Source organism: Anaerocolumna jejuensis DSM 15929 (assembly GCF_900142215.1).
In the GTDB taxonomy this organism is placed as follows: domain Bacteria; phylum Bacillota; class Clostridia; order Lachnospirales; family Lachnospiraceae; genus Anaerocolumna; species Anaerocolumna jejuensis.
The window spans coordinates 48,024-73,276 of record NZ_FRAC01000025.1; the positions used below are offsets into that span (position 1 = coordinate 48,024).

At 43.9% G+C, this 25,253-nt stretch carries 19 protein-coding genes, 1 tRNA gene and 2 other annotated features; of the genes, 4 read left to right on the forward strand and 16 right to left on the reverse strand.

Annotation, left to right across the window (positions count from 1 at the left end):
* Positions 1 to 19: 19 nt before the first annotated feature.
* The 8 genes from BUB77_RS21415 to BUB77_RS21450 form a co-directional block, all read right to left on the reverse strand.
* On the reverse strand, positions 20 to 226 hold the full coding sequence (locus BUB77_RS21415; protein WP_073279007.1) for a hypothetical protein: 207 nt from the start codon (positions 224 to 226) through the stop codon (positions 20 to 22).
* Positions 227 to 343: 117 nt separating this feature from the next.
* Positions 344 to 1,627 carry a glycoside hydrolase family 125 protein gene (locus BUB77_RS21420; RefSeq protein ID WP_073279008.1) on the reverse strand — a complete coding sequence of 428 codons (1,284 nt, stop codon included), beginning with the start codon at positions 1,625 to 1,627 and terminating at the stop codon, positions 344 to 346.
* A gap of 49 nt (positions 1,628 to 1,676) precedes the next feature.
* Positions 1,677 to 4,184 (reverse strand): glycoside hydrolase family 38 N-terminal domain-containing protein, encoded by a 2,508-nt coding sequence (locus tag BUB77_RS21425; protein WP_073279010.1) that lies wholly within the window; start codon positions 4,182 to 4,184, stop codon positions 1,677 to 1,679.
* Between the two features lie 118 nt (positions 4,185 to 4,302).
* Entirely contained in the window at positions 4,303 to 5,649 is a 1,347-nt protein-coding gene (locus BUB77_RS21430; protein WP_073279012.1) for an ABC transporter substrate-binding protein, read from the reverse strand.
* Positions 5,650 to 5,717: 68 nt separating this feature from the next.
* The gene (locus BUB77_RS21435) at positions 5,718 to 6,566 is read right to left on the reverse strand and encodes a carbohydrate ABC transporter permease (protein ID WP_073279014.1); all 849 of its coding nucleotides are present in this window, start codon (positions 6,564 to 6,566) and stop codon (positions 5,718 to 5,720) included.
* Positions 6,567 to 6,580: 14 nt separating this feature from the next.
* The gene (locus tag BUB77_RS21440; protein WP_073279015.1) at positions 6,581 to 7,477 is read right to left on the reverse strand and encodes a carbohydrate ABC transporter permease; all 897 of its coding nucleotides are present in this window, start codon (positions 7,475 to 7,477) and stop codon (positions 6,581 to 6,583) included.
* A gap of 973 nt (positions 7,478 to 8,450) precedes the next feature.
* Positions 8,451 to 9,587, reverse strand: a complete 1,137-nt coding sequence (locus BUB77_RS21445; protein WP_073279016.1) for a GntR family transcriptional regulator — start codon at positions 9,585 to 9,587, stop codon at positions 8,451 to 8,453.
* Positions 9,588 to 9,748: 161 nt separating this feature from the next.
* On the reverse strand, positions 9,749 to 12,895 hold the full coding sequence (locus BUB77_RS21450; protein WP_073279018.1) for an alpha-mannosidase: 3,147 nt from the start codon (positions 12,893 to 12,895) through the stop codon (positions 9,749 to 9,751).
* 170 nt (positions 12,896 to 13,065) lie between these two features.
* Here BUB77_RS21450 and BUB77_RS21455 point away from each other — a divergent pair, with 170 nt between their 5' ends.
* Entirely contained in the window at positions 13,066 to 13,245 is a 180-nt protein-coding gene (locus BUB77_RS21455; protein ID WP_073279020.1) for a hypothetical protein, read from the forward strand.
* Between the two features lie 7 nt (positions 13,246 to 13,252).
* Here BUB77_RS21455 and BUB77_RS21460 read toward each other — a convergent pair whose 3' ends face one another.
* On the reverse strand, positions 13,253 to 14,623 hold the full coding sequence (locus BUB77_RS21460) for a glycine--tRNA ligase (RefSeq protein WP_073279022.1): 1,371 nt from the start codon (positions 14,621 to 14,623) through the stop codon (positions 13,253 to 13,255).
* Positions 14,624 to 14,723: 100 nt separating this feature from the next.
* Positions 14,724 to 14,974 (reverse strand) — a binding site (T-box leader).
* A gap of 321 nt (positions 14,975 to 15,295) precedes the next feature.
* Complete coding sequence (locus BUB77_RS21465) at positions 15,296 to 16,138, reverse strand: hypothetical protein (protein ID WP_073279024.1); 843 nt, start codon at positions 16,136 to 16,138, stop codon at positions 15,296 to 15,298.
* Between the two features lie 136 nt (positions 16,139 to 16,274).
* Here BUB77_RS21465 and ymfI point away from each other — a divergent pair, with 136 nt between their 5' ends.
* Positions 16,275 to 17,006: an elongation factor P 5-aminopentanone reductase gene (gene ymfI, locus BUB77_RS21470; protein WP_073279025.1), complete on the forward strand. Its 732-nt coding sequence runs from the start codon at positions 16,275 to 16,277 to the stop codon at positions 17,004 to 17,006.
* 23 nt (positions 17,007 to 17,029) lie between these two features.
* On the opposite strand, the gene BUB77_RS21475 is transcribed toward ymfI, so the two are convergent.
* From BUB77_RS21475 to ilvB, 6 genes are all read right to left on the reverse strand, one after another.
* Positions 17,030 to 17,557 (reverse strand): GNAT family N-acetyltransferase, encoded by a 528-nt coding sequence (locus tag BUB77_RS21475; RefSeq protein WP_073279027.1) that lies wholly within the window; start codon positions 17,555 to 17,557, stop codon positions 17,030 to 17,032.
* A gap of 4 nt (positions 17,558 to 17,561) precedes the next feature.
* The gene (locus tag BUB77_RS21480) at positions 17,562 to 18,359 is read right to left on the reverse strand and encodes a class I SAM-dependent methyltransferase (RefSeq protein WP_073279028.1); all 798 of its coding nucleotides are present in this window, start codon (positions 18,357 to 18,359) and stop codon (positions 17,562 to 17,564) included.
* Positions 18,360 to 18,538: 179 nt separating this feature from the next.
* Positions 18,539 to 18,670 carry a hypothetical protein gene (locus BUB77_RS30730; protein ID WP_278277739.1) on the reverse strand — a complete coding sequence of 44 codons (132 nt, stop codon included), beginning with the start codon at positions 18,668 to 18,670 and terminating at the stop codon, positions 18,539 to 18,541.
* Positions 18,671 to 18,820: 150 nt separating this feature from the next.
* A complete protein-coding gene (gene lysS / locus BUB77_RS21485; RefSeq protein ID WP_073279030.1) occupies positions 18,821 to 20,290 on the reverse strand; it encodes a lysine--tRNA ligase in 1,470 nt (489 codons plus the stop codon).
* A 557-nt stretch (positions 20,291 to 20,847) separates the two neighbouring features.
* Entirely contained in the window at positions 20,848 to 21,372 is a 525-nt protein-coding gene (ilvN, locus tag BUB77_RS21495; RefSeq protein ID WP_330392660.1) for an acetolactate synthase small subunit, read from the reverse strand.
* Between the two features lie 24 nt (positions 21,373 to 21,396).
* Positions 21,397 to 23,118 (reverse strand): biosynthetic-type acetolactate synthase large subunit, encoded by a 1,722-nt coding sequence (gene ilvB, locus BUB77_RS21500; RefSeq protein ID WP_073279033.1) that lies wholly within the window; start codon positions 23,116 to 23,118, stop codon positions 21,397 to 21,399.
* A gap of 93 nt (positions 23,119 to 23,211) precedes the next feature.
* Positions 23,212 to 23,551, reverse strand: a binding site (T-box leader).
* Between the two features lie 173 nt (positions 23,552 to 23,724).
* Here ilvB and BUB77_RS21505 point away from each other — a divergent pair.
* A tRNA-Gly gene (locus BUB77_RS21505) sits at positions 23,725 to 23,795 on the forward strand.
* A gap of 289 nt (positions 23,796 to 24,084) precedes the next feature.
* A complete protein-coding gene (gene add / locus BUB77_RS21510) occupies positions 24,085 to 25,107 on the forward strand; it encodes an adenosine deaminase (protein WP_073279035.1) in 1,023 nt (340 codons plus the stop codon).
* Positions 25,108 to 25,253: the final 146 nt, after the last annotated feature.

Genomic DNA, 25,253 nt, shown 5'->3' on the forward strand with positions numbered 1-25,253 from the left:
GGAAGCCTGACTTCTATAATCAATCATTTTTTATGGGAATAACCATATTCCATGTATGGGTAAATTGATAAGGGGCATCACCATTCCCGGTAGCCAGGAACAAATGGGTGGGCCGTCCATCCTCAAACTCAAATGTGGCAAAATCATATTTAATCAGTTCATAGCCCCAGCCTGCTGCCCTCCTGCCGGCAGAAATACTTTCCCGTTTCTGTGACCAGCCGCACACAATCCGGCAATCTGTTTATATGGATACTCATGCTTACTCCTTTCCGCTGACCTTCCGGTAGTTTACCCTATCATTTATATGAACGCAGCCAATAATGGCATCTTTACTTTCCTTCTCTTAGAAAAATTCTTTTTCCATCAAATCATCCAGCAATTCCCCCAACAGGGAATTTGCCCATGCAAACCAGGGCCTGGTATACACCTCCGGCCTGTTCGGATCAAAAGATTCATGCATAAAATTAGTGCCTGCATGAGTTGCGGTTAACATTTCAAGACAATTCATTATTTCCTCTCTGCTTAAAGAGGTCAGAGCCTGCATAATAATGCCGATGCACCATACATAACCATCGGGAGTATGGGGGCTTCCCACGCCCTTTGCTATTGTTCCTTCAAAATAATAAGGATTTTCTTTTGAAAGGACAAACGACCTTGTACGCCTGTACATCTCATCCTCCGCATCCGCATAGCCCAGATACGGTATTGCCAGAAGACTGGGGGAATTGGCGTCGTCCATTAACACATAATTTCCCCTGCCGTCTGTTTCATAGGCATAAATCTCTCCAATTTCAGGATAATTAACTATTGCATTATTTTCAATCCCTTTTTTGATTTCTTCCGCCAGTTTACTGCACTCAGTTCCAATATTCTCAGCACTGTAAAAAGTATTCATTATATCTGCTGCATAGCTTAATGCCTTTACCGCCATCATATTGGCGGGCACCAGATATCCGTAAATGCAGCGGTCATCAGAAGGACGGAAGCCGGACCATGTCATGCCGCAGGGAGCTACCGGATTTCCTTTTCCCTCCATGGGCAGGGTATCTGTTTCAACACATTCAAATCTCTGGAAGCTGTAGGGCGATTTTGCCCCATGATCCTGCTCGGTACGGAATACCTCCAGAATCTTTTTCACCATATTCAAAAAATTCTTATCAAAAATATCCGTTCTTCCTGTTTCCTTCCAATAGCTGTGAGCCAGGTAAAGCGGTGAGCATAGAGAATCCACTTCATACTTTCTTTCCCATACTCCGTCATTGCATTCTGTTTCATCCTTGTGGCCCAAACCGTTAAGAGCTTCATTAAAGGCATTTGCATAAGGATCCAGCAGCACCATTTCCATTTGCTTTTCAAGTACCCCTCTTATAATTTCGTCAAGCTCCTTATCTTCTTTGGCGAACTTCACATAATGCCTTACCTGTGCGCCGGAATCCCTCAGCCACATGGCCGGTATGTCACCCGTAATCACAAAATAACTGCCGTCCTCCAATTGCTTTACCGTAGTTTCTATGGTGCTTAAAAAGCACTGTTTGACCATAGGTGCCAGTTTCGGATAAGCAAGCTTATAATATTCTTCAAGTTTTTCTGCTCTGTTGATTAGTGTCTTTGGAATTGATTTCAGCATATTTTCTACTCCTCGCATCATTTATTTCAGTTCCTGTTGTGATATCGCTTTAATCTCTGATTGCTTCGTCCCTGTTTTCCGCCTGATACTCCTCAATCAGTCCGGTCTCTGTAAGCCTGCCCTCTGCCAGGTCAATTTTATAGCTCTTCACTTCAAAGCCTCCCAGGGATACTTCCTGGTTAATTCTTCCGTCCAGCATCCTGATATTGGCCTTTGCACTTTTCCCTGTACTTTCATAAACACGGAGAATATATCCGTCAAAATTTTCAGCTCTTTTTACAGCTGATATTATTACCTGAGGGTTGTCAATGGTTATAAACTGACCGGCTGCTTCCCCTTCCTCCGGCGGGCAAAAGGAAAAGCCGTAAGGTTCTTCATTGAATACCAGTGCTTCCCTGTCTATCATCCTTTCAACTTCCGCCGCAGCACCACCCTGTATACGGAAATGGTAAAAGCGTTCTCCCTGTTCCATTCTCGGTGCCCATTGCTCTTCCTGCAGGGCCTTTCCCATTATAAAATCAGACGATGTATACCCTGCGCTGCGAAGCAGTGTGATACCGAACTCCCGGCCGGTATAGCTGGCTCCGTGGGTGCCGTTATTGATAATTGCCAGGGCTTTGTCCATGGTCCCATCCACTGCCATGGTCCATTTCTGGGATACTGTTTCCTTATCCTTATTCAGTTCTTCCCGCCCAAACATAATTTGGCCATGAAGAGCTTCATACTCCTCCGGTGTTTTGAGAATAGCCTTCAGATACTTTTCCTTCTCCTGAAAATGAACGCCGATTTCAACATCAAAGCAGCTGCCCTTTTTCGGAATATGATACCGGATATAAGCCTTGCTGTCATGCAAGCCAAAAACAGCTTCCACAGTGGTGCGTACTTCACCGTCCTCAATAATTCTTACAGCAGGAATTACCTTCTCACTTAACCCGCAGTATTCAGCTGCTTCGTGAGGTGTCAGAAGCTGAAAAGCCCTTCTGCTGCGGGATTCCCATTTCCCGAATCCCCAAGGATTATGGGTATCCTCAAAGCATACCAGCTGTAAGCTTTCTTCCTCCAGATAGCGCACACCCTTTACGGAATATTCCTTTAATAATCCTGTAGCGGTATCAATTACGACTTTCATACTGCCATTGTCTAAAATATACTTGGGCCGGGATACGATTTCAGCAAATACGGGACGCTTTGGTATCGGCTCAAAATAAACATCCATGCGGTTTATGGAGCTTGCTTTCAGAGTAGCCTGCACCACTATTTTCTTTCTCCAGTCCAAATTGAAATTACTGGATTCTTTCTCTGCCTGCGCCGGTATCTGCTTTCCTTCAAACATTACCTTCGGATACATAAAGTCGGTAGACCAGTTCTGTACCGGCAGCCCCGTTTCACAGGAAAATACTCCTGTTATATCAAAGGGGTGGGGATTATAGAACAGGATTACAGAGGTACCTTCCTTCACCCGTTTCTCCCCTTGGGCCAGTGCAAGTGCTGCCGAGTGCTTCACACGGCTCATCAGTTCCAGCCCATAGTCCAGCAGGCGCAAGGTATCCGTTTCTACCAGCGGGCTGCCGGAGCCTGGCAGTGCATCATGAAATTCACTGAAAATCAATGCCCCTGCGGCATCTTTTATCTCTTTTTCCGGATAGCTTCTGCCGCATTGAAGCCAGGCTGCTGCCGCCATCTTTTCTGCGGAATACAGCTCATTTTCCAGTTCACGGTGCTTTTGCTTTATGCGGATCTGGGATGTATAGCACCCTTCTGCTACCGGATTCAGTCCTTTTGATACCCTTGGGAATTCTTTCACCTTTGTAATTCGTTCCTTAAAATAGGCTTCCGGAGTCGAATGTATCAGGTTGTAATCCTTATTATTTTCTGCAAGCTCTTTCAAATCCTGCAAATCTTTTCTGGAGGGGCCTCCACCGTGATCTCCAACTCCCCACAGAAAAAGTGTTACCTCCTCCTCTACTTTGAGTGGCAGAAATTCCATCAGTTCTTTTGCCGCCTGCCCCCAAACGCTATTGTAATTTTCATCTGACCGGTGAACCAGAATAGTCGAGCCATCCAGACCCTCCCATTCAAAATCCTGTTCTTCAAAGGAAAAGCCGTTCTTGGCCGGCCGGCATATGATATAAGAATCATAGCCCGCTTTTTTTAATATCTGCACAAGCCCCCGGGAATGCCCGAAGGAATCGAAATTAATTGCCGTAGTTGGCAGGGAATTAAAATATTCCCGAAAAAATCTCCTGCCTCGTTCTATGTTCCGTACGATGGACTCACCGGAGGGCATATTGCAGTCAGGCTGCAGATACCAGCCGCCCATTATGTTCCATCTGCCTTCCTCTACTGCTTTTTGCAGTTTTTGAAACAAGCCCGGGCTGTTATCCTTCACCCATTCATATAAAATAGCCTCGTTGTGGTTAAAAACAAATTCCTCAAATTCTTCGGTCATCTCTTCTACCGTTTTAAAAGTAGAAAGCGCTTCCGAGCAGCCCTCCTGCCACCTCCACAACCATACAGGGTCAAGATGGGCATTTGCGATTAAATGTATATTTTTCATAAATTCTCTCACCCCTTTTTATATTAAAAAGAGCACCCGGCAGCGGGTTTATCTTGCTGCCGGGTGTTTCTTAATGTTCTTAAGAAACATCTTAAGTTTACTTATTACCCGGTTATTTTTAATTGCCTGCAATAATTGCATTAATCTGGTTAGCAACATCTTGAAGTTTTGTTACCGGTTCTTTGCTTACACCATCCAGTATATCATTGTATGTAGGGTCCCAAACCTTTCCGGCATCGGAAGACCAGTCAGCTGCATAACGTACCCCATTTTTTGTCTTTGTTTCCATCATAGTCTGGACCGCCTCCGCTACTTCCGGATGTCCTTTTTCCTTCATTACATCATAGAAAACAGATGCAGATGCAGAATGTGCGCAAGGTGCAACAGGTGTAGCCTTTAATACTGTCTGATATAAATCGCTGGACATGAACTTAATCAGCTCCCAGGTCTCTTCCGGATGGGCCAGATTCTTAGGGGACATCCAGCCTACCGTATCGTAGGTTGTAGTTCTTCCATCAGGACCCTGGGGAGTAGGAGCATAACCCCAGTTCAAGTCAGGGCAGTTCTTGAGCAGGGAATCAACTTCCCACTGTCCGTAATATAATAATGCCATTTCACCAGCTTCAAACATGGAATTCTGGTTCGTCACCTCATAGGTTCTCTTGGGTAAGGTACCGTCTGCTATCATTCCCTGAATCTTCGTAGCCTGCTCCATGAATTTATCATCCACTGTCACCTTGGTCGTTCCCATTAACTTATCCATTAAAGGAGCACCGCCATAAGAGGTACTGATATTGGCAATTCCAAAGCCGGAAGTATCCAGGCCATAAAGACCGAACTTCTCTTCTGACGGTTTTTTCAGCTTTTCAGCCATTGTCCACAGATCATCCCATGTCCAATCTGCCGTAGGTTCCTTGATTCCTGCTGCTGCCAGTAAATCCTTGTTATAAAAAACGCCGTATACATTTACAAGGCTCGGAAAACCGTAAGTCTTTCCGTCAAGCTGCCATCCGCTCATAGTACCTTCGTAAAGGGATTTTGTGAAGTCCGGCTCCGCTGCCACTTTGTCAGTCCAGTCTGTCAACAGGTTTTTCTGGTAAAAAGAAGCTGCCATATCATATCCGCCCTGGAATACATCCGGAGCTTCGCCGGCTGTAATCATTCCCGCCAGCTGCTGTCCGTAATCCGAATAGGAACCCTTTACGATTTCAACCTTAATATTAGGATGTTCCTTGGTAAATACATTATCGAATGCATCCTGTATGGCAGCATTCATTTCATCACTTTCCCAGTCCACCACCTTCAAAGTGACTGATTTTGCCTCGGATGTACCGCCCTTGTCAGATGAATTGCCATTACCTGTTGCTGCCGTATTACCATTTCCTTTACAGCCCGTCAGCATGGCAGCAGTCATAACCGTGCACAATCCAAGAGCAATTGCTTTTTTCATTTTTCCTTTTTTCATAATGAAACCTCCAATATACTTTTATTTTTAACTAGCATAAATGCTATTACGTCCCTATAAGCTCCGGCTTACTTTACTCCGGAATTATTCATGGAACCAAGCCCCTCCATAAAGTAGTTCTGACAGAAGAAGAAAATAATGAGTATCGGCAGCATATACATAATATCCGCAGCCATAAATAAATTCCATTGTGTTCCGTATGTACTGCTGGTCATACGTCCTACTCCCAAGGCCAGAGTCCATTTCTCCGGCTTGCTGATTACATACAGAAGGGGAGTGAGATAATCATTCCATGCTCCCTGGAACGCCTGGATGGCAATTACCGTAATCAGCGGCTTTGACATGGGCGCTATGATGTGAACCAGAATCTGCAGCCTGTTCGCTCCGTCAATTCTTGCCGCATCGTCATAGGATTTCGGTATGGTAGTCATAAACTGCCTTGCCAGGAAGGTTTGAAACGGTGCACCCAAAAAGCCCGGAATAATCATGGGCCACCAGGTTCCATAAGCCCCCAGGGCTGCCCAAAGACGGAATACCGGGATAACTGTTACCATTCCCGGAATCATCATGGAACCAACGATCAGGTAGAACCATAACTTCTTCCCCTTAAATTTCAATCTGGCAAGAGCATATCCCACGCTCATACAGCTGCATATCTGGCCGATGCTGACAATGACGGATATAAACAGGGAATTCAAAAACTTTCTTCCGAATTTCACCTTTGCCAGGCCTGCCGTAAAGTTTTCCCAATGGAACTCAGATGGTATCAGCTGAGGCGGTACTTTAAACACAGCGGCATTGTCCTTCAAGGCGGTTGTAAGCATCCACAGCAGCGGAAACAGCATAGGTATGCAGAATACCAGTATCAATACATATCGAGCAGTTAGATTTATCTTCTGCTTACGTTTCTTTCCCATTCCAGTTACCTCCGCTAATCATTTTCGTAATAAACAAAAGACTCAGACTTTTTAAAGATTAAAGCTGTAAATACCAGAATAATCAAAAAGAGTATCCATGATTCCGCACAGGCACGTCCATATTTCTGATTGCTGAATGCATTTACATAAATATCATAATTAATAAAATTCGACGAATAATTAGGTCCTCCTCCCGTCATGATCTGCGCCTCTGCAAAAGATTGCATGCAGCCGATTAAGCCTGTAATCAATTGCAGGAAAATAACCGGTGTGATCATAGGAAGGGTAACATATTTAAATTGTGCCCACCCTGTTGCCCCATCCAGGGATGCAGCTTCAAATATATCCGCAGGCACAGACTGGAGACCGCTTAAGAATATAATCATCATACCGCCTACTCCCCACCACTTTATAATACTTAGGGAAAACAGCACTACTTTTTCACTGGTAAGCCAGCCCACCGGTCCAATTCCAAGTTGTCCCAGTAATCCATTCAATAATCCCACATCGGACTTAAAAATAAACTGCCACAAAATAATGGCTGCCACTCCGGGAACAATGGTAGGCAAATAATAAATTACGCGGAACAGCTTGATTCCAGGTATTTTTTTATTTAACAGCACTGCCAGGGCAAGTCCCAGAACCAATGTAACAGGTACATTGATCAATGCAAACAGGAAGGTCACCTTAATGGATTTCCAAAACACCGGATCAATCGTTAACAAATACTTGAAATTTTTCAACCCCCGCCAGACAGGTGAATTGATACCATCCCAGTCACAAAAGGCACTGTACAGGGAATAAAGCATCGGATATGCACACAGTACAGGAAACCCTATCAAAGTCGGTATCATAAACATATACGCCTGAAAGCCCTCTTTTCTCCAAAAAGGTTTCCCTTTTCTTTTCATACTCTTTTTCTCCTCCAATCTTAACCGGCTCCTTTCATAAATGATATTATGTCATTTCTTTAATTAGTATAAACATATTATATATACTATTTAATATTATGTCAATACATACTGCACAAATTATGCTCTAATTTTTTTGCTATTTTGAAATTTATTATTGATTATATGTTGTTTAAGCTTATCTTCAAGTATTATTATCTATATTTTTTTCACTTTTCGCCTCCTCATAGTATCACTTTTCAATATATTATATCATTCAATCATGTTGTATATATCATTCGCTCATATTGTATATATCATCTAAATTTAAATTTATGTTACATTAAATTGCAGAACTGTACCCGGCTGCAGGCAGCGCCTATTATAATTCCAACTTTTTGCGTTACATTTATCTATACCCCCGATGCCATATTTATTAATATCGCTTTTTTCTTTTCTGCAGCTGAAGGTACCGGGTAGCTCAAGGCATTGTTATAAATGTAATCGAGCAAAAAGAGGATGTCCGTGCATTCATGCCATGTTAGTTGCCTATGCATTCATACCGAATAAAGAAAAATAATAAAATATGCGATATTATGGTAATAATTTTTTACAAAAGCTTTTCAATATAAGAATTCAACCACTGCTGCACAACAAATTTTTATCGGGAAATCAATATTGAAATCAAGAGAATTCAAGAGATCAGAAAAAGCAAGAGTGCCGAGGGTATCGAACAACTATTAGAAGAGAAAGAGCAAAAAATACCGGAAGAAACAGCATATAAAAGCCTTCAATTGATGTAAATCCAATTAATGAAAGAGGGTTACCTGGGGACCAAGGGTGGTTTAGGCAAATATTCCCCCCCAAGAGATGGAATCCTTGGAGGGAAGAAATAACACGCAAAACAGGCACCTCAATATCAGTGCCTGCCTTGCGTGTTATCCGGCTCTCTTTTATCCCGGAGGAGAGGCCTCCTGTAACGCTGCTGCATCATTCACAGACAGTTGTCATCCTTTGATACAGCTTCCTGTTCCACTATCTGGTAAGGTACCATAATAGTCTTGGAGCTTCCACTGCCATTCATTACTTCAATTAAGGTATCTACTGCAAGCTGCCCGATTTCGGCTTCCCCCTGTTTTACATGGGTAAAGGAGTATTGGCCGACTATATTATCATTACAGTCAAAGCATACGATTGGATACTTCTTATCCAGACCCTTATCAAAAAGACATTTATGCAAAATCTGCGCTATTCCGTATTCTGCTGCCAGAAATGCTTCAACATTCGGATGGTTTTCCAAATGGCGGAATATCTTTTCCATGTCTTCCTCCATCAGCTCTTCAAAATGCTTGCTGGGCAAGGTAGCTCTTAAATCCGTAATCCAGTTACTATCATCCGTAATAATGCCGCATTCGTTCATGGCCGAAACAAAACCTTTCTGCCGCTCCTGCAGAGTAGAAGTCTCATCCGCATCGGGCTTCACAAAACAAATACCACGGTATCCCGTGTCTAAAAGGTGCTTCGTCAATTCCTTTGCTGCCGCTATATTGTCAGTGCCAACATGAGGGACAGGAATTCCTTTCATCTGCCGGTCCACCGTTACCACCGGAAAATGTTCTACTACCATTTGCAGGATTTTCGGATTATAATTCTCATCCTGGGAGCACATTATAATCATTCCTTCCACTCCCAGCTTCAAAAAATCATCAATCGCCCGAGATTCATTTTCAATGGAGCCATCACTGCAGCGCAAGACCATTGTAAGCTCCTTCCTCCGGCATTCACGCTCAATACTGTTTAGCAGCAGAGTACCAAAACCATTTCCAAAGCCCTCTAAAATAACCCCAATCAAGCGTATCTTACCAGGATTTCCATAGATGATATCCGATTTTTCTTTTACCGTTTCTGCTTCATCCTGTCCGGTCACAAAGGAACCCTTTCCGGCCATCCGCACAATTTTCCCTTCTTCTGCCAGCATTTCCAGGGCCTTTTTACTCGTTATCCTGCTGACATTATACTGCTCGGTCAGCTCCTTTTCAGAAGGGATTCTTTCTCCCGGCTTATACTTTCCTCCAGCAATTGCACCGGCTATGTCAATATAAATCTGTTCATAAAGTGGCGACTGTTTCATTTCTTATTTCGAAATCCTTTCTTAAACCCTTTTCACATCACACACTTTGAGGAATGTGATACCATATTTTAACGAAACGTATATTTCCATTTTAGCACAAGTAACCATTTCTTACAATTATTTTCATTCCCAGCCTAAAACCAATGTATTTCGCAGGTTTCCTAGGACTGTGTTTTATAAACAACCTTTAAGGTTATAATCTCATAGGGCTTAACAGGTAGTGTGACCTGTTTTGTATTCTGTGCAATTATCTGTTCTTCTTCCTCCAGCATAGAGCATACCGCCACCCTCTCCGCTGCTTCCGGCAGGGTCAGTTTTAGTTCACTGCGCTGATTGTAATACTCATACAGACGTAATATCTGCACATTTTCCTCCATTTCCTCCGGAGCTTTCACCACTTCCAAAATAACATTTTCGCAGTCCGGCACAGCCATACTGTAAACAACCGGCTTATTCCCCTCTTGCTTGGTCTTGACACCTGCAAAAAGAGGATTATTCAGTTCATAGGCCTCCTTCACCGTGCCGCCGGTACGAAAATCACCTTTATGAGGATAGAATGAATAGATAAATTCATGCTTTTCTTTATCAGCGGATGGATTGGGGCTTGTTGCGGACTTCAACAGAGACAGCCCGATAACACCATCATGGACATGACACCCATATTTGCAGTCATTGAGCAGGCTTACACCATAATTATTTTCATGAATATCCAGCCATTTGTGGTGACACACCTCGAAACGCGCAGAATCCCAGGAGGTATTATAATGTGTGGGTCTGGTTACATTGCCGTACTGTATTTCGTAATCTGCTTCATTACTGTGTATATCCACAGGGAACAAAGCCTTTAGGAAAATATGATCCTGTTTCCAGTCAATTTCCGTCTTAATGTCAATTCTTTCGCTGTCATGATACAGGAATATATACTGTGTTATGGAAGAATCCAGATATTTTCTTTCCACCTTCATGCAGACTCTTAAGTTTCCGCTTTCCACCACTTTCATTTCCGTTACATTGTCTATTTCCCAGCTTTTTTCCGTATAATAATTATTCACATCCCATGCATCCCAGTTGTGGGGCCGGTCTTCATAAGACATGATGACATTGCCGCATTCACCGGGTTTTAAGATCTCACGCTCATTCACCTTGTCATAAATCGAAAGGAACTGGCCTTTTTCATTAAAAGTTACCCGTATCCGTGAATTTTCCATACTGTCTTTTGAAATTCTAAGATGGGTTTCCGGCACACTGCCATCAGCCAGGGTATATACCTTATACCCTGCTGCCGGTACTGCTGATGCCCTGAATAAAATTCTGCCATCTGCCAGTTTTTCATAAGGATACAGATTTTCTCCGTCTGTGAGCTGTCCCTTTGCTGCAGCGTTTTCTGCCTCTGCCAATACATATCCCGTCCCATGAAAGCCATTGGGATTGAATACGACAATAGCACCTTTATCTGCCCCTATACTGTCCGTCAGAGAATTTACTGCCCTTTCCAAAAGCCTGTTCCCTCTTAAGAATAAATCTTCATATTCTTTTTTTGAGACCTCATAAACTTCTTCAATACTGGAGCCCGGCAGAATATCATGGAACTGGTTCCGAAGCAGAAGTTCCCACAAGTCATCGAGCTGTTCTCTGGGATAAGCAGCCCCGTTAAGCCTGCTGTCCATCGCTCCGAATAATTCAATGTTATGTAAAAGAAATTCTGCTTTTCTGTTGTATTTCTTATTTCTCGCCATGGAAGTGTAAGTTCCTCTATGATATTCCAGGTAAAGTTCTCCGTTCCACTCCGGCAGGTACTGCTTTCCTTTTACTTCACCCTCCAGCTTATGAAAGAATTCATTTGACGAAGACTGCTTCGTCACAGGGCATCCCGGAATTCCCCTTTCCATCCTGCGGCCGGCCTCCAGCATTTCCCTGGTCGGCCCTCCGCCTCCATCTCCGTAGCCGTAGGCCATCAACACCTCTGAATTCAGGTATTTCTGCTGGTAACGCTGCCAGGAACCCTTTACCTGGGCAGGCTCCAGCATTCCATTATAGGTAGTAAAGAAGTTTTTGGATACCAGGCTCTTATCGTAATCACTGGCCGGAATAAAATGCGTCAGAACCTTGCTTCCGTCAATTCCAATCCAGTTGAAGGTGTCATAGGGCATTTTATTGAATTCATTCCAGCTGATTTTTGTAGTCATAAAATAGCGGATACCGGATTTTTGCATAATCTGAGGCAGTGCGGCAGAATAGCCGAATACATCCGGCAGCCATAAAACCTCATTTTCCTTCCCGAATTCTTTTTTAAAAAATGCTTTTCCCTTTACAATCTGCCTGACCAGGGATTCCCCTCCGGTCAAGTTGCAGTCTGCCTCTACAAACATGCCTCCTTCGGCTTCCCATCTGCCTTCCTCTATCCGCTTCTTTATTTCCTCGTAAACAGCCGGCTCTCTTTCCTTTACAGCCTTATATAAATGGGGCTGGCTGGACATAAAGCGGTATTCCGGATATTCCTCCATCAGCCTCAGCACCGTAGCGAAGCTGCGCACGGCTTTATCCTTGGCTGTCTCCAGGGTCCACAGCCATGCGATGTCAATATGGGTATGACCCACGCACCAGACTTCCTCTTTCTTTCTGCTGCATCTCTTTTCATAGAATTCTTTATCCAAATAGTCCTGTGCCTCTGCCAGAGATTCATAATATTCCGCAGAATAAGCCTTGCGAAAATCCAAACGGTTCAAGGATTCGTTCAAGGTCAGCAGGATTTCATGAAATTCCTTTTCGTCTCCTTCCATTAAGCCTGCCACATCATAAGGAATTTTTACGTCATAATAGTACTTTTCCGTTTCCCTGTCCCTCACTGCAATTCTGGCATCCATCATGGAATGGAAGTGCATTTTGCCCGTATACACACATAGTATAATATTATATACAGCGCCGCCTTTTCCCAGTTCTGTCAGAGTTATAGTCTCATGGTTCTCATCCATGCCCTGGCGGAGACTGCCGTTTACATATATCCGGAATTGAGGGCTTACCGTATCCCATCTGACCCCTCCGTAGTTATTAATAGCAAAGATAACCTTTTGCCCTTCATAGGCCTCCGGCAGTTCTGCCTGCATTCTGAAATAATAGTACGCATCCTCTCCGCCGCAATCCATGGAGCCAGGAAATTCAGTCCACTCCTTTTCTTCCAGCAGCGTCAAATCCTGTATTTGCTCTTTCAATATGACATACTCAATCCCGCTTATTTTTTGTGCATCTCTTTCGCTTAAGCCGGACAGGTGCCTCACAAGACCTCCTATCCTTTCTTTTAACATTACCATATCAACCCTCCTGCATGACTTACGCATTACACGTCACATATCATTTATATATTGATATATATATTATATCCTTTTATTTGAAATTAACAACCATTAATTTTAGGGGAAATAAAAAGACGGTCAGAGAAGGCGGTTGGCTTGAGGTAAAAAGTTGATTTGGATATTAGCTTATGATACAAGTAACAATGTTTGAATTTCATCTAACAAAAGCAGATACAGTAGAATTTTCCGCAGAACAAGCCTTTATCAGGCATAAGGATATCAGGCATAAGGGTATCAGAAAGTACAACGGCACCCTGATTTGTCCCGTTTTGCATATCAGGGTAGGCCGTTCAGATATTATAAATTAATTACTGTCTAAAATTGAAATTTATCACGAAAGTAGCTTTCCAGCTCTGAATAAGGCAGCCTTATCTGCTCCATGGTATCCCTCTGCCTTACCGTCACGATTCCCTTTTCCAGGGTATCATCATCTACAGTGACTGCATAGGGTGTTCCGATTACGTCACCTCTCCGATAGCGCTTTCCGATATTACCGGCATCGTCATAGGAAACCATATATTTTCTTTTTAAGCCCTTATATATTTCCAGGGCCTTTTCTGCATGGCGTTTCTTTATGAGAGGAAGGACATTGATTTTAACAGGCGCCAGAGAAGGGGACAGCCTTAATACCTGCCGGGTCTCCCCTTTCTCAAGCTCTTCCTCCTCCAGTGCTTCAAACAGCAGTGCAAGAACAATTCTGTCCAGTCCATAGGTAGATTCTATGATATAGGGTATATATTTTTCCTTTGTCTCTTCCTCAAAGTACTCTAGACTCTTTCCGGAGTATTCCTGATGCCTGGTAAGGTCAAAGTCCGTTCTGTTATGGGTTCCGTTTATTTCACCCCAGCCAAAGGGAAAAAGATATTCGATATCGCAGGCTGCCTTGGCATAATGGGCAAGCTTTTCATGATCATGGTGCCTTAGATGTTCTGTTTTAATCCCCAAAAATTCAAAGAACTGAATTCCATAGCTTTTAAAATACTCATACAGGGCTTCATCCTCTCCCTTTCTGCAAAAGGTCTGATATTCCATCTGCTCGAATTCAATGGTACGGAAGGTAAAATTACCGGGAGTTATCTCATTGCGGAAGGCTTTTCCTATCTGGCCGATACCAAAGGGCAGCTTTGTTCGCATTGTTCGCATGACATTCAGGAAATTCACATATTCTCCCTGGGCATTTTCAGGTCTTAGGTAAATGGCAGCTGCGCCTTCCTCCGTCACTCCCCTCTGGGTGGCAAACATCAGATTGAACTGTCTGATATCGGTAAAGTCCGATTTCCCGCATTTGGGACAGGGAATCTGATTTTCCTTTATATAATGAAGCATTTCCTCCTGGGTCATGGTATCGGCATTAGCCTCACTGTTATATTCATTTATGAGATTATCTGCCCTGTGTCTGGTCTTGCAGCTCCTGCAGTCAAGGAGAGGATCCGAAAAGCCTGCCAGATGCCCGCTTGCTTCCCAAACCGCCGGATTCATTAAAATATCCGAATCCAGTTCATAGCTGTTATCCCAGGTCTGAATAAAGAAATACCGCCAGGCATCCTTTATATTATTCTTAAACCTCGTTCCCAAAGGGCCGTAATCCCAGGTATTGGCAAGCCCTCCGTAAATCTCGCTTCCCCGAAAAATAAAACCGTACTGGCTGCAATAAGCCATTAAATCCTCCATGGTAAATTTCTTCATTATAAAGCCTCCTTTTTAATTGTTTTTACGAAGCCTGAAGCCAGGATGCAATAATGTCAGACTTTCAGATAAATAAAAAAGCCCTAAGCAATCAATGATTGCTTAGGGCGAACGATATCTGTCCGTGGTACCACCTAAATTCAGGATAACCTGCACTCTTGTTACGGCACGAGCATGCACTTTATGCCGCTTTCCCTGATAACGGTGGAAACTTCCGTTGGTCTCTACTTTGATTTCCGGTTCAAGCCACAGCTTAAGAGCGCCTTCCCTGTACTTTTCTTAAAGATTTGCACCAGCCATCTTCTCTCTGAAAGCAAAGTAACAGCTACTATCCTCTTTCATAGCCTTTTCGTATTGGATGTATTGTATCACAGCTCACGGGCAGAAGCAAGGGATGTTTTGTTTTTTCCACGGCAAGCGCATGAAGGAATTAATTGTAATTAACCAGATAAAGTTTGGCTTACATTTAAAAATTTTCCATTGAAGGGTTCTTAATGACACTTAACTGGCAGCAGTTGTCCCTAGCAGAAAGGATACCATTGTTTGAGCGTATTTCAGCGAGTTTGGTATCCTTTCTGCTGCCAGGGACAACCGCTGCCGGTTTAGTGGAATTTAGAACCCTGAACAGGAAAATTCTTAAATGTAAGCCAAACTCATCGGAAGCTTACATAATTATCCTTCATGCGTTTGCCGTGTGTTTTTTTCCCTGATGCAATCCTCCGGATTTAGCTTTATCAATTCCCATTCTCCTGTTTTTCCCTTCCGGTACTGGGCAATTTCGATATCCGTGCCATTGGCCAGCTGATAAAACACAATGATATAATCCATTCCGTCCTTCCCCCGGAAGGAAATATTCTTTATATACCCCTCCTGCCTGAAAGGGTACATTTCTTCTATCATATCGCACCAGTCTCCGTACCGGATCGGAACAGACATTTCGGCATCATAGGCCCAGCCGTGATAAGGTGCACACAAATAATTTTCTCCATGGAATTCCAGGTTGGAAATCCTGTATTCTCCATTTTCCTTCAGCAAATCCACAAACCCGTAATAATAGACAAAGCTTCCCTGATTTCTTTCGGTGCCCTCTATGGTTTCCAGTTCTACGAAATAGCGCAGGATATTATCGGGGTTTTCATACAAGGGTACATTGTGATATTTCAACAGGCTGATATGCAGAATGTTTTCAAATTTCCTTAAGTACTGCTCATAGGTCAGCTGTTCCTGATAGGCTTTGGTCAGAAAATTGTAGGCTATGGGATAGGGCGCCCTGCCATTCCCAAGGGTTCCGCAGCCTGCCCCTTTTCCCTCTACAGGATTGGCTGCTTCCCGCAATATACTGAAATAATTAAGTATCGTCTCCTCCGGTGTGGAAAAAAGCCAGGAGGGCAATTTAATTTCCGAAGCATTATCAAACATGTAAGTCTCAAAAAAATTCCAGTCAAAACGGGTATTTAAAGCCGGCAGTTTTGATGGTCTGAAGTAGGTTTCTGTATCAACAATTATTTCATCCAATTTAACCTCTGTCTAATAAACTCTCTTACTAAAGCATATGTCAGGTCAGGAGCCTTAAGACTTCCATAAAATTTGCATTCCTTGCTTTTTTCCGATATAATGAGAAAAGATTTTAAGAAATCTAAGGAGAGGTTTTATGAATTCCAAAACTGTATTAATAACCGGTGCTTCGAAGGGTATCGGAAAAGCCATCGCACTGCGTTTTGCCAGGGAGGGCTTTCGTATTGCCATTACCTGCAAAAGCAGTAAAAGCGAACTTCTTCGTACAAAGGCTGAGATTGAGAGCATGGGCTCACCTTGTCTTGCCTATGTGGGAGACATGGGAAGCTATCCTGCTGTAGCAGAGCTCTTTCAATTAATTAATAAAACTCTTGGACAGGTTCATGTTCTGGTCAACAATGCCGGCATTTCCCACATAGGATTGTTTACTGAAACGGATATCAATACCTGGAATACTATTATAAATTCCAATCTTACCTCCGTTTACAACTGCTGCAGTCAGGCTGTACCGGATATGGTAAGATCAAAGGAAGGTAAAATTATCAATATTTCCTCCGTATGGGGCATCTGCGGTGCTTCCTGCGAGGTGGCCTACTCTGCTTCCAAGGGCGGAATGAATGCCTTTACAAAGGCTCTGGCCAAGGAGCTTGCCCCAAGCAAAATACAGGTTAATGCCATTGCCTGCGGCGCCATTGATACTTCCATGAATTCCTTCTTATCCAGGGCAGACAGAGAATCCCTGACAGAGGAGATTCCTGCCAACCGCCTGGGAAAGACCGAGGAAGTAGCTGAATTTGTATGGCAGCTGGCCAGCGGCAATGATTATCTGAACGGACAGGTTATTCCACTGGATGGGGCATGGGTCTAAGGGGCCGTCAGGGCCTCTTCCTGCTATGCTTTCAATATGTATTCCTTTGCCTCAAAATGCTTTGTTCCATCCATGCTGTCATACTCCCTGTCACCTATGTAACGAAAGCCCACTTTCTCCATTACTTTACCGGAATTCGGATTATCTTTTGCATGATAGGCATAAAGGTATTTCTGTTTCAGCTCCTGAACGGCGAACTCCACTATCCTGGCTGCTGCCTCTGAGGTGTAGCCCTGATGCCAGCACTCCTTCATAATATTATAGCCCAGGTCATACATCCCTCTGATTTCCTTGTAATAGATTCCTCCGCTTCCAATTAATTTATGGTCGGACTTTCTTACAAATCCCCACTCATAAATGCCTTCTGCTTCTATGTTCTTTTCTGCCCCTATGAGCCATTCCCTGGTGACATCTGCATTGGCATGAGTGCTCCAGCTCATAAATCTGGCTACCTCCGGATTGCTTCCCCAATTGGTATATATCTCCTCTGCATCCTCTGCTCTTAAGGGCCGCAGGATAAGCCTCTGTGTTTCCAAAACCGGTGTTTTCATTCCGTCACTCCTTTTTTAATATATCCAGACTATGATTTGTCGCTCCTATTAAATCCTGTCTTTCGCAAACACTCAGGTGATATCTTATGAATTCCTTATATACTTCCTCATCCATGCCATCTATGATATCTCTCATATAATTTGCCGCTCCGTCTGATGCAACCAGATTGATTCTCGTTACGCCCATCCCTTCGGTAAGGCTTATGATATCCTCCGTTCTAACAAGCTCAAACAAATCCTCCGGTTTGGAGATACAGTGAAAATCCTCTGTCAGCATATTCTTTTGCATACATTCCCCCAGTTTGTTTTCCCCAAAGCAATATTGCAGTATGGTGGCATCATTCATGCAGTATGCTGCCAGGATATGGCCCCCCGGCTTCGTTACCCGGATAGCTTCCTTTAATGCCCTCCTCTTGTCTTCTTCCGTGTAAAGGTGATACATCGGCCCAAGGATAAGCGTCATGTCAAAGGTTTCATCCCCATAGGCTGATAGGTCCAAAGCATTTCCCTGCCTGGCCGTAATATTGTAATCAGCCGTAATCTTTGACTTTAAAATAGTAAGGTTATGCTCTACCAGCTCAACGGAATCCACTGCATATCCTTCCTGTGCCAAAGCAATGGAATAGCGTCCTGTTCCTGCCCCCACTTCCAGTATCCTGCAATTTTCCCTGCCGCTTTCCGGTAAGAACTTATGAATATAGGTCATGGTCGTTATATATTCTACCTGCCCATACCTTCTGAGAAGCCTGCCCTCCTCGTCATAGTTATTGTAATACTCTTCCACATAATTCACTGTATCCATATGCTCCTCTCCCTTCTTGCAGAACTATATCATCTCCAGCCTCCGGACTTAATAAATTCTTCTCCTGGTGCTATCTTAGATGAATTACTATAAAATCAGAAAAAACCGGTGCCTGTATAATCAAATACAAACACCGGTTTATAAATATAGGAATAGTCCTGCCTGAAATAAAATTTCTTTTAATGGCCTGGTCCGGTATCCGTATGTGATATTTCTGGATTTGATGGTGCAAAAAAGTATCCGGCGTTATACTGATAACTCCAGCTCATGGCAGCTGCTGATTCCATTGCTTTTAACAATACTTTTTCCATTTCTCGCCTCTTTCCGGCATTAAGCCCGGCTATTAATAAAATACCGGCTTCATACCCGATTATATCTTACATACATCCTGGAAGGTCATTATTGGTTGTTTTTAGCTATTATAAACGTATTTAGAAAAATGTCAAACCTTTTTTTATTTATTATTCTTCTTCCAATGGCCTCATAAGGGGAAAGAGCACCAAATCCTTTAAATTTTCTTCTCCCGTTAATACCTGCAATATCCGGTCAATGCCCATGCCCCAGCCGGATATCGGAGGCATACCGTATTCCATGGCTGTAATGTAATCCTTATCCATTAACATTGCTTCTTCATCCCCACTGCCATGGCTGGCAGCCTGCACCAGAAGCCTGTTATACTGCTCTATGGGATCTACCAGTTCCGAATACCCGTTAATGACCTCCGCTCCGTTGATGATTAGCTGAAAACGGTCGGTAATGCCCCTGTTATCATCCTTTGCTCTCGCCAGCGGAGAAAGGGCGATGGGATGCTCTGTCAGGAATACCGGGCCCGTAAGCTTGGGTCTGCTGACCTTCTTATAGAGCTGGTCGATCAGATTTCCCCTGCCCAGCTTCCGGAGGTCCTCCGACGTTTCAAGCTTTATATCCCTTCTAATAATCTCTGCCAGAAGCTCTTCTGCCGTAGAAAAGCTTTCGATGTCTATTCCGCAGTCCTTTTCAATCAGGTCTCTGAAAGTCACCACCGGCCATTCTCCCTCAAAATGCAGGGTACGTCCTCCTGCCTCAATGGTCCTGCTCCCAAAGACCGTCTCCACTGCCTGTGCCAGAAGTCTTTGGGTAAATTTCATATTGTCCTTATAATTGGCATAGGCAAGGTAGCATTCCAGCATTGTAAAATCCTGCAGATGGGTAGCATCAATGCCTTCATTCCGAAAACATCTGGCAAATTCAAATACCTTTGTAAAGCCTCCTACTACCGCCCGCTTTAAATAGGTCTCCGGCGCAATGCGAAGGTAGACCTCCATATCCAGGGCATTGTGATGGGAAATAAAGGGCTTTGCCAAAGCACCGGAGGGCTTATTGATGAGCACCGGTGTTTCTATCTCCGCATAGCCCTCCTCCTCCAAAAATCTTCTGGCTGCCTTAATGAAATTACTCTTTAGCAGAAATCTTTTCCTGGTATTCTCATTCATTATCAGGTCCAGATATCTTCTCCGGTAGCAGCTGTCCTTATCAATCAGCCCATGAAATTTCTCCGGCAGCGGCTTAAGGGCCTTGCCTAAAAATGTAAGATTCTCCGCCCTTACCGTCTTTTCTCCGGCCTGGGTCGTAAAGGTTTCCCCCTGCACACCGATGAAATCACCGATATCCACCTGCTTTTTCAGAAATTCATAGGCAGCTTCCCCTAGGATATCCTTCTTAAATGCAATCTGTATTCTTCCGGTTATATCCCCTATTGCTCCGAAGGTAAGCTTCCCCATCCTTCTGACGGACAGAACTCTTCCCGCAACACGGACGTCCGTCACCCCGTCAGGAAGAGCTGCCGCTTCCTTTGGGGTATGACTGGTTTCGTATCTTTCCGGATAGGGATTTGTCAGCTCCCTTATTTGATTTAACTTTTCTCTTCTTATACTTTCCTGCTCTGTCAGCATTTGATTTTCCTCTCTTTCCTTTAAGCTGTACTATTGATTGCACTGCAAGCCCCCACTGTCAGCACATTGTCTGCAGGAGCTGCACTGTTGCAATTAATCTGCTACAATAAATCTTTTCCCAGTAATTTTACCGGCAATACCGTTTCCGCTTTCTGAAAGCTTCACCATTGTTTACCTTCTCTGTATTTTTCCAATAAAAAAAGCCCCCTTCCTTGATTTTTCAAGGACGAGAGCTGTCGCTTCGTGTTACCACCCTGTTTCACCCCTATTTCACAATAAGGACCTCTGCAAGTACGGACGGCAGGCCATCTCAGGCTGCTGTTGATACTCTGGCGCTGTAATGGGCGCTCCCATCGCAGCCTCAGGGAAAATTCCCGTCGGTACGCGGCTCCAAGTCTTTTTTCCATTGCGGCTTTTGCACCTCTTCTCAGCTGCCAGAGGCTCTCTGTAGCATCCACCGTAATGTACTCTTCTCTTCATTGCCTTTATATTTTTTAATTTCCCAAATGGTAGCATAGATTGAAAGACCTGTCAATACATAGTTTTTTAACTTTCTCCTACCTGTCCGCCACACTGATGGCCTCAATGGCAACACTTCCGCCCTTTACCACCTCAATACGGTTGGGAAAGGAATTCTGCAAAAGCTTTATGATGGAATTGTTCTTGCTCTCTGTCTGGACGCATTCCAAAAGCAGGCTATTCCTGTCACAATCGATTACAGCTATGCCGTAGACCTCGGAAATCCGAAAGACCTCTTCCTTCTCTCCGGCATTCAGGCTGTTTATCCTGACAAACAGTATTTCCTTCATGTGGATGGGAATATCGGTAAAATCCACTACCTTGATTACCTCCACACAGCGGTTCAGCTGCTTTTTTATCTGTTCAAAGGTGCTCTCGTCACTGGTAACGCTGATGGTCATGCGGGAGATGGTCTCATCCTCTGTTTCCCCAACGGTAAGACTGTCCATGTTATAGGATTTTCCTGAAAAGAGGCCCGATATCTTAGCCAGTACACCTATCTCATTTTCCACATAAAGGGAAATCCATCTTTTCTTGATTATATTTTCAATTGCTTTTCCCATATCTGCTTCCTTTCTGCATTCATGTTAATCCATTATCATCTCGTTAAGAGGTTTTCCGCCGGGTACGATTGGATATACATTGGCTTCCGGCTCTATGATAAATTCGATCAGGGTAGGGGTGTCCTTGCTCTTTATGGCAGCTTCCAGGGCCTTCCCGATCTCTTCTGTCCTTTCAACCCGGATTCCCACCGCATCGTAGCTTTCTGCCAGCTTTACAAAGTCGGGCGTATATTTCGGACAGCATTTTTCGGGATTCTTGCAATCCCTCATGCAGCTCCTTCTGGAACGGAGGCAGGTGTAGGAATAGCGTCCTCCATAGAACATTTCCTGCCACTGGCGTACATTTCCCAGGTAAGAATTATTAAAAACGCAGAGTATGAGAGGAAGCTCCAGAGCTACTGCCGTTGCCATCTCCTGAATGTTCATCTGCATACCGCCGTCACCGGATATGCAAAGTACGGGAGTATCCGGGTTTCCAAGCTTTGCTCCTATGGCTGCCGGAAGACCGTAGCCCATAGTGCCAAGGCCCCCTGAAGTAAGAAGCTTCCTGTCATGGTCCAATTCCACATACTGGGTGGCCCACATCTGATTCTGTCCTACATCCGTTACTACGATAAGCTCTTTGAATTTTTTATTGATTTCATTGATAATAATTTCCGGAGTCATACCCTCATATTTTTTCATTTCAAGAGGGTGCTCCTTCTTCCAGCTCATGATTTCACCGGTCCACCCGGATATGGGAAGGGGCTTTGCCTCCTCCAGTATTTTCAGGATAGCTGTTTTGGCATCCGCTACAATGGGAATATCCACCTGGATATTTCTTGAGATGGACGCGGCATCTATGTCAATGTGAATAATAGCTGCCAGCTTGGCAAATTCCGTTATCTTGCCGGTTATACGGTCGTTGAATCTGGTACCGATGGAAAAGAGTACATCACATTCACTGATGGCACGGTTGGCAGCATAATTCCCATGAATTCCGATATTCCCTACATAGAGGGGATGGTTCGTAGGAATGGCTCCCTTTCCCATTATCGTGGTAATAACAGGCATACCCGTAAGCTCTGCCAGCCGGGTAAGCTCCTTGCCGGCACCGGATATGTTGACACCTCCTCCTACCAGAAGCACGGGTCTTTTTGCCTGGCTTAAGATACTCATTGCCCTCCTGACCTGGCCTACATGCACTCCCGTACTGGGCTTGTAACCCCGGATGGATACCTCCGCCGGATAATCATCACTTCCCATGGCCTGCTGGATATCCTTGGGCAGATCTACCACTACAGGGCCCGGCTTCCCGGATTTCGCAATAAAGAAGGCTTCCTTTATAATTCTGGCAAGATCCTTTCTGTCCCTTACCGTTATGGCATGCTTGCAGATATTTCTGGTAATTCCCACGATATCCACCTCCTGAAAGGCATCATTTCCAATAAGATGGGTCGGCACCTGCCCGGTAAAGCAAACCAGCGGGACGCTGTCATAATTGGCTGTGGCAATGCCTGTAACCAGGTTAGTGGCACCGGGACCGCTGGTAACCAGACAGACTCCCACCTTTCCTGTGGAGCGGGCATAACCATCTGCCGCATGTATCAGACCCTGTTCATGTCTTGGCAGGATTACTTCGATGCCCTCAGTGTCATAGAGGGCATCAAACAAATCAATTACCTGTCCTCCCGGATAGGCAAAGAGCGTATCCACACCTTCTTCCTTTAATGCCTTTACAAAAAGCTCTGTTCCTCTTATTTCCATGGTCTTCCTCCTTCTTAACTGCATGGGACACATTCCCTGTCCATTTAAACCTCTTGCAAAATGGGTGAAAAAAAGCCCTAAGCTAAAGTTTTAGCTTAGGGCGGATAATTATCCGTGTTACCACCTAAATTCAGAGAAAAATCTCTGCACTCACTCCGCTACGGACCCCTGTCATATTTATGCAGAAATGTCGATACCGTTTTCCGTGTAACGGCGGAAACTTCCGTTGAAGTCTACTGAAGAATCACCTGAACACCTATTCTTCCTACCGGTGTCCGGACTGGGCTAAAATCCCTTCTCCGTTAAAACAGGCTCTTCCCGTTGGGTTCACTGCTCAAAGGCTACTTCCATACTTCCTGAATGAAGACTTCCACCAAACATCTTCTCTCTGAAATCCCGGTGAGTATGTACTCCTCCTTGTCACTGCATTTGGACTGTATATTTATTAGTTTTTAATTTATCATATACAAAGCTTCCTGTCAATGAAAACATAAAAAACTTTTCAATGAATTTTTTCTGGCAATCGGCTAGCGGTGATTAATTTTGTATTTTTTATATTGAATTTTCCAGTTGAGAGAAATATAATAGGAATACACATAGCAATCTGCGGATATAGTTTAATGGTAAAATTCGAGCTTCCCAAGCTTGTGCTGCGGGTTCGATTCCCGTTATCCGCTGCATGGAATTTTCATTCTATTCTTACATTTACGGGATTCGGATTGTTTAAACAGTAAATGAAATTAATCGAATCAAAGCGTAGATAATGCCGCTGTAATCACTCAGGGCTAATTGGGATTTGCGTGATTTCTTGCGATTAACGAAGACGAACTTACTCCATAGAAGATTTTCTTGTGGAACACTTGTCTTTGCTCTATTGATACCGTATTATTAATATATGGAACACTATGTGTTTTAAGAGAAAAGCAGAAAATCAAGGTATCTATATGGCTAGGAAGGAAGAGAGATATGTCTAATAAGAAGGTTACAAAAGAGTTTATTCAAGGTCTACCCAAAGCAGAGCTTCATTTACATCTGGAAGGAACACTTGAGCCGGAACTAAAATTGCGCTTGGCCCAAAAAAATCACATTAACATCGGCCAGCAAACCATTGAAGAAGTAAAAGCCGCGTATCAGTTTGATTCGCTAACCTCATTTTTGCAGGTCTATTATCCCGCAATGAATGTTTTACAGGATAAGGAAGATTTTTGTGCCCTGGCCTTGGATTATTTAAAGAAAGCCAAGGAACACAATGTCAAATATACAGAGATGTTTTTTGATCCTCAGGCGCATACGTCGCGTGGTGTTCCGTTTGAAACTGTGATTAACGGATATTACGAGGCGACGTTGCAGGCACGTAAATTTGGGGTGGAGGCAAACCTGATCATGTGCTTCTTGCGCGATATGCCGGCGGAATCGGCAATGGAGACTTACCGGCAAGCGTTGCCTTATCGGGATAAATTTATTGGCATTGGTCTTGATTCGGATGAGCGAAACAATCCGCCCCTGAAATTTACAGAGGTTTTTGCTCTTGCCAAGAAAGACGGATTCCATATTACCATGCATTGCGATATTGATCAGGAAAACTCAATTGAGCATATTCGGCAAGCCTTATTGGAAATTGGCACAGAGCGGTTGGACCATGGTACAAATATCGTAGAGGATCCCTCCCTGATAGCCTACATACAAGAGCACAACATTGGGCTGACCTGTTGCCCTGTATCCAATAGCTTTGTAGTAGATGACATGAAGGGAAAAGAAATGCTGGAGTTGCTTCATCAGGGAATTCAGATTACTGTGAATTCGGATGATCCGGCCTATTTTCAGAGCTACATCTCGGATGATCTCTATGCGTTGGCTCAGAAGTATGAGTTATCCCAGGATGATGTGGTCCAGATAGCAAAGAACTCATTTGGTATCGCATGGATTTTAGAGGATAAGAAGAAAGAGTATCTGAAAATGATTGATAAATATGTCGCCTCGTTCGCATAGAAGGACAAGCATATCCGTTTTGGAGCGGGGGCCTTTTGCTTATGATACTTTAGAAATATGTGCAATGAAAGCACAGGAAATGGTCTGGAAAGAACGAAAGGCCGGGAGCTTCTGAGCATTATTAGAAGTTAGCATCTAATTTGAGC

Bases quoted from the DNA above. Each gene is read 5' to 3' on its own strand.
- BUB77_RS21420 (WP_073279008.1), bottom strand. From the start codon at position 1,627: ATGCTGAAATCAATTCCAAAGACACTAATCAACAGAGCAGAAAAACTT.
- BUB77_RS21425 (WP_073279010.1), bottom strand. From the start codon at position 4,184: ATGAAAAATATACATTTAATCGCAAATGCCCATCTTGACCCTGTATGG.
- BUB77_RS21430 (WP_073279012.1), bottom strand. From the start codon at position 5,649: ATGAAAAAAGGAAAAATGAAAAAAGCAATTGCTCTTGGATTGTGCACG.
- BUB77_RS21435 (WP_073279014.1), bottom strand. From the start codon at position 6,566: ATGGGAAAGAAACGTAAGCAGAAGATAAATCTAACTGCTCGATATGTA.
- BUB77_RS21440 (WP_073279015.1), bottom strand. From the start codon at position 7,477: ATGAAAAGAAAAGGGAAACCTTTTTGGAGAAAAGAGGGCTTTCAGGCG.
- BUB77_RS21445 (WP_073279016.1), bottom strand. From the start codon at position 9,587: ATGAAACAGTCGCCACTTTATGAACAGATTTATATTGACATAGCCGGT.
- BUB77_RS21450 (WP_073279018.1), bottom strand. From the start codon at position 12,895: ATGGTAATGTTAAAAGAAAGGATAGGAGGTCTTGTGAGGCACCTGTCC.
- BUB77_RS21455 (WP_073279020.1), top strand. From the start codon at position 13,066: ATGATACAAGTAACAATGTTTGAATTTCATCTAACAAAAGCAGATACA.
- BUB77_RS21460 (WP_073279022.1), bottom strand. From the start codon at position 14,623: ATGAAGAAATTTACCATGGAGGATTTAATGGCTTATTGCAGCCAGTAC.
- ymfI (WP_073279025.1), top strand. From the start codon at position 16,275: ATGAATTCCAAAACTGTATTAATAACCGGTGCTTCGAAGGGTATCGGA.
- BUB77_RS21475 (WP_073279027.1), bottom strand. From the start codon at position 17,557: ATGAAAACACCGGTTTTGGAAACACAGAGGCTTATCCTGCGGCCCTTA.
- BUB77_RS21480 (WP_073279028.1), bottom strand. From the start codon at position 18,359: ATGGATACAGTGAATTATGTGGAAGAGTATTACAATAACTATGACGAG.
- BUB77_RS30730 (WP_278277739.1), bottom strand. From the start codon at position 18,670: ATGGAAAAAGTATTGTTAAAAGCAATGGAATCAGCAGCTGCCATGAGC.
- lysS (WP_073279030.1), bottom strand. From the start codon at position 20,290: ATGCTGACAGAGCAGGAAAGTATAAGAAGAGAAAAGTTAAATCAAATA.
- ilvN (WP_330392660.1), bottom strand. From the start codon at position 21,372: ATGGGAAAAGCAATTGAAAATATAATCAAGAAAAGATGGATTTCCCTT.
- ilvB (WP_073279033.1), bottom strand. From the start codon at position 23,118: ATGGAAATAAGAGGAACAGAGCTTTTTGTAAAGGCATTAAAGGAAGAA.
- add (WP_073279035.1), top strand. From the start codon at position 24,085: ATGTCTAATAAGAAGGTTACAAAAGAGTTTATTCAAGGTCTACCCAAA.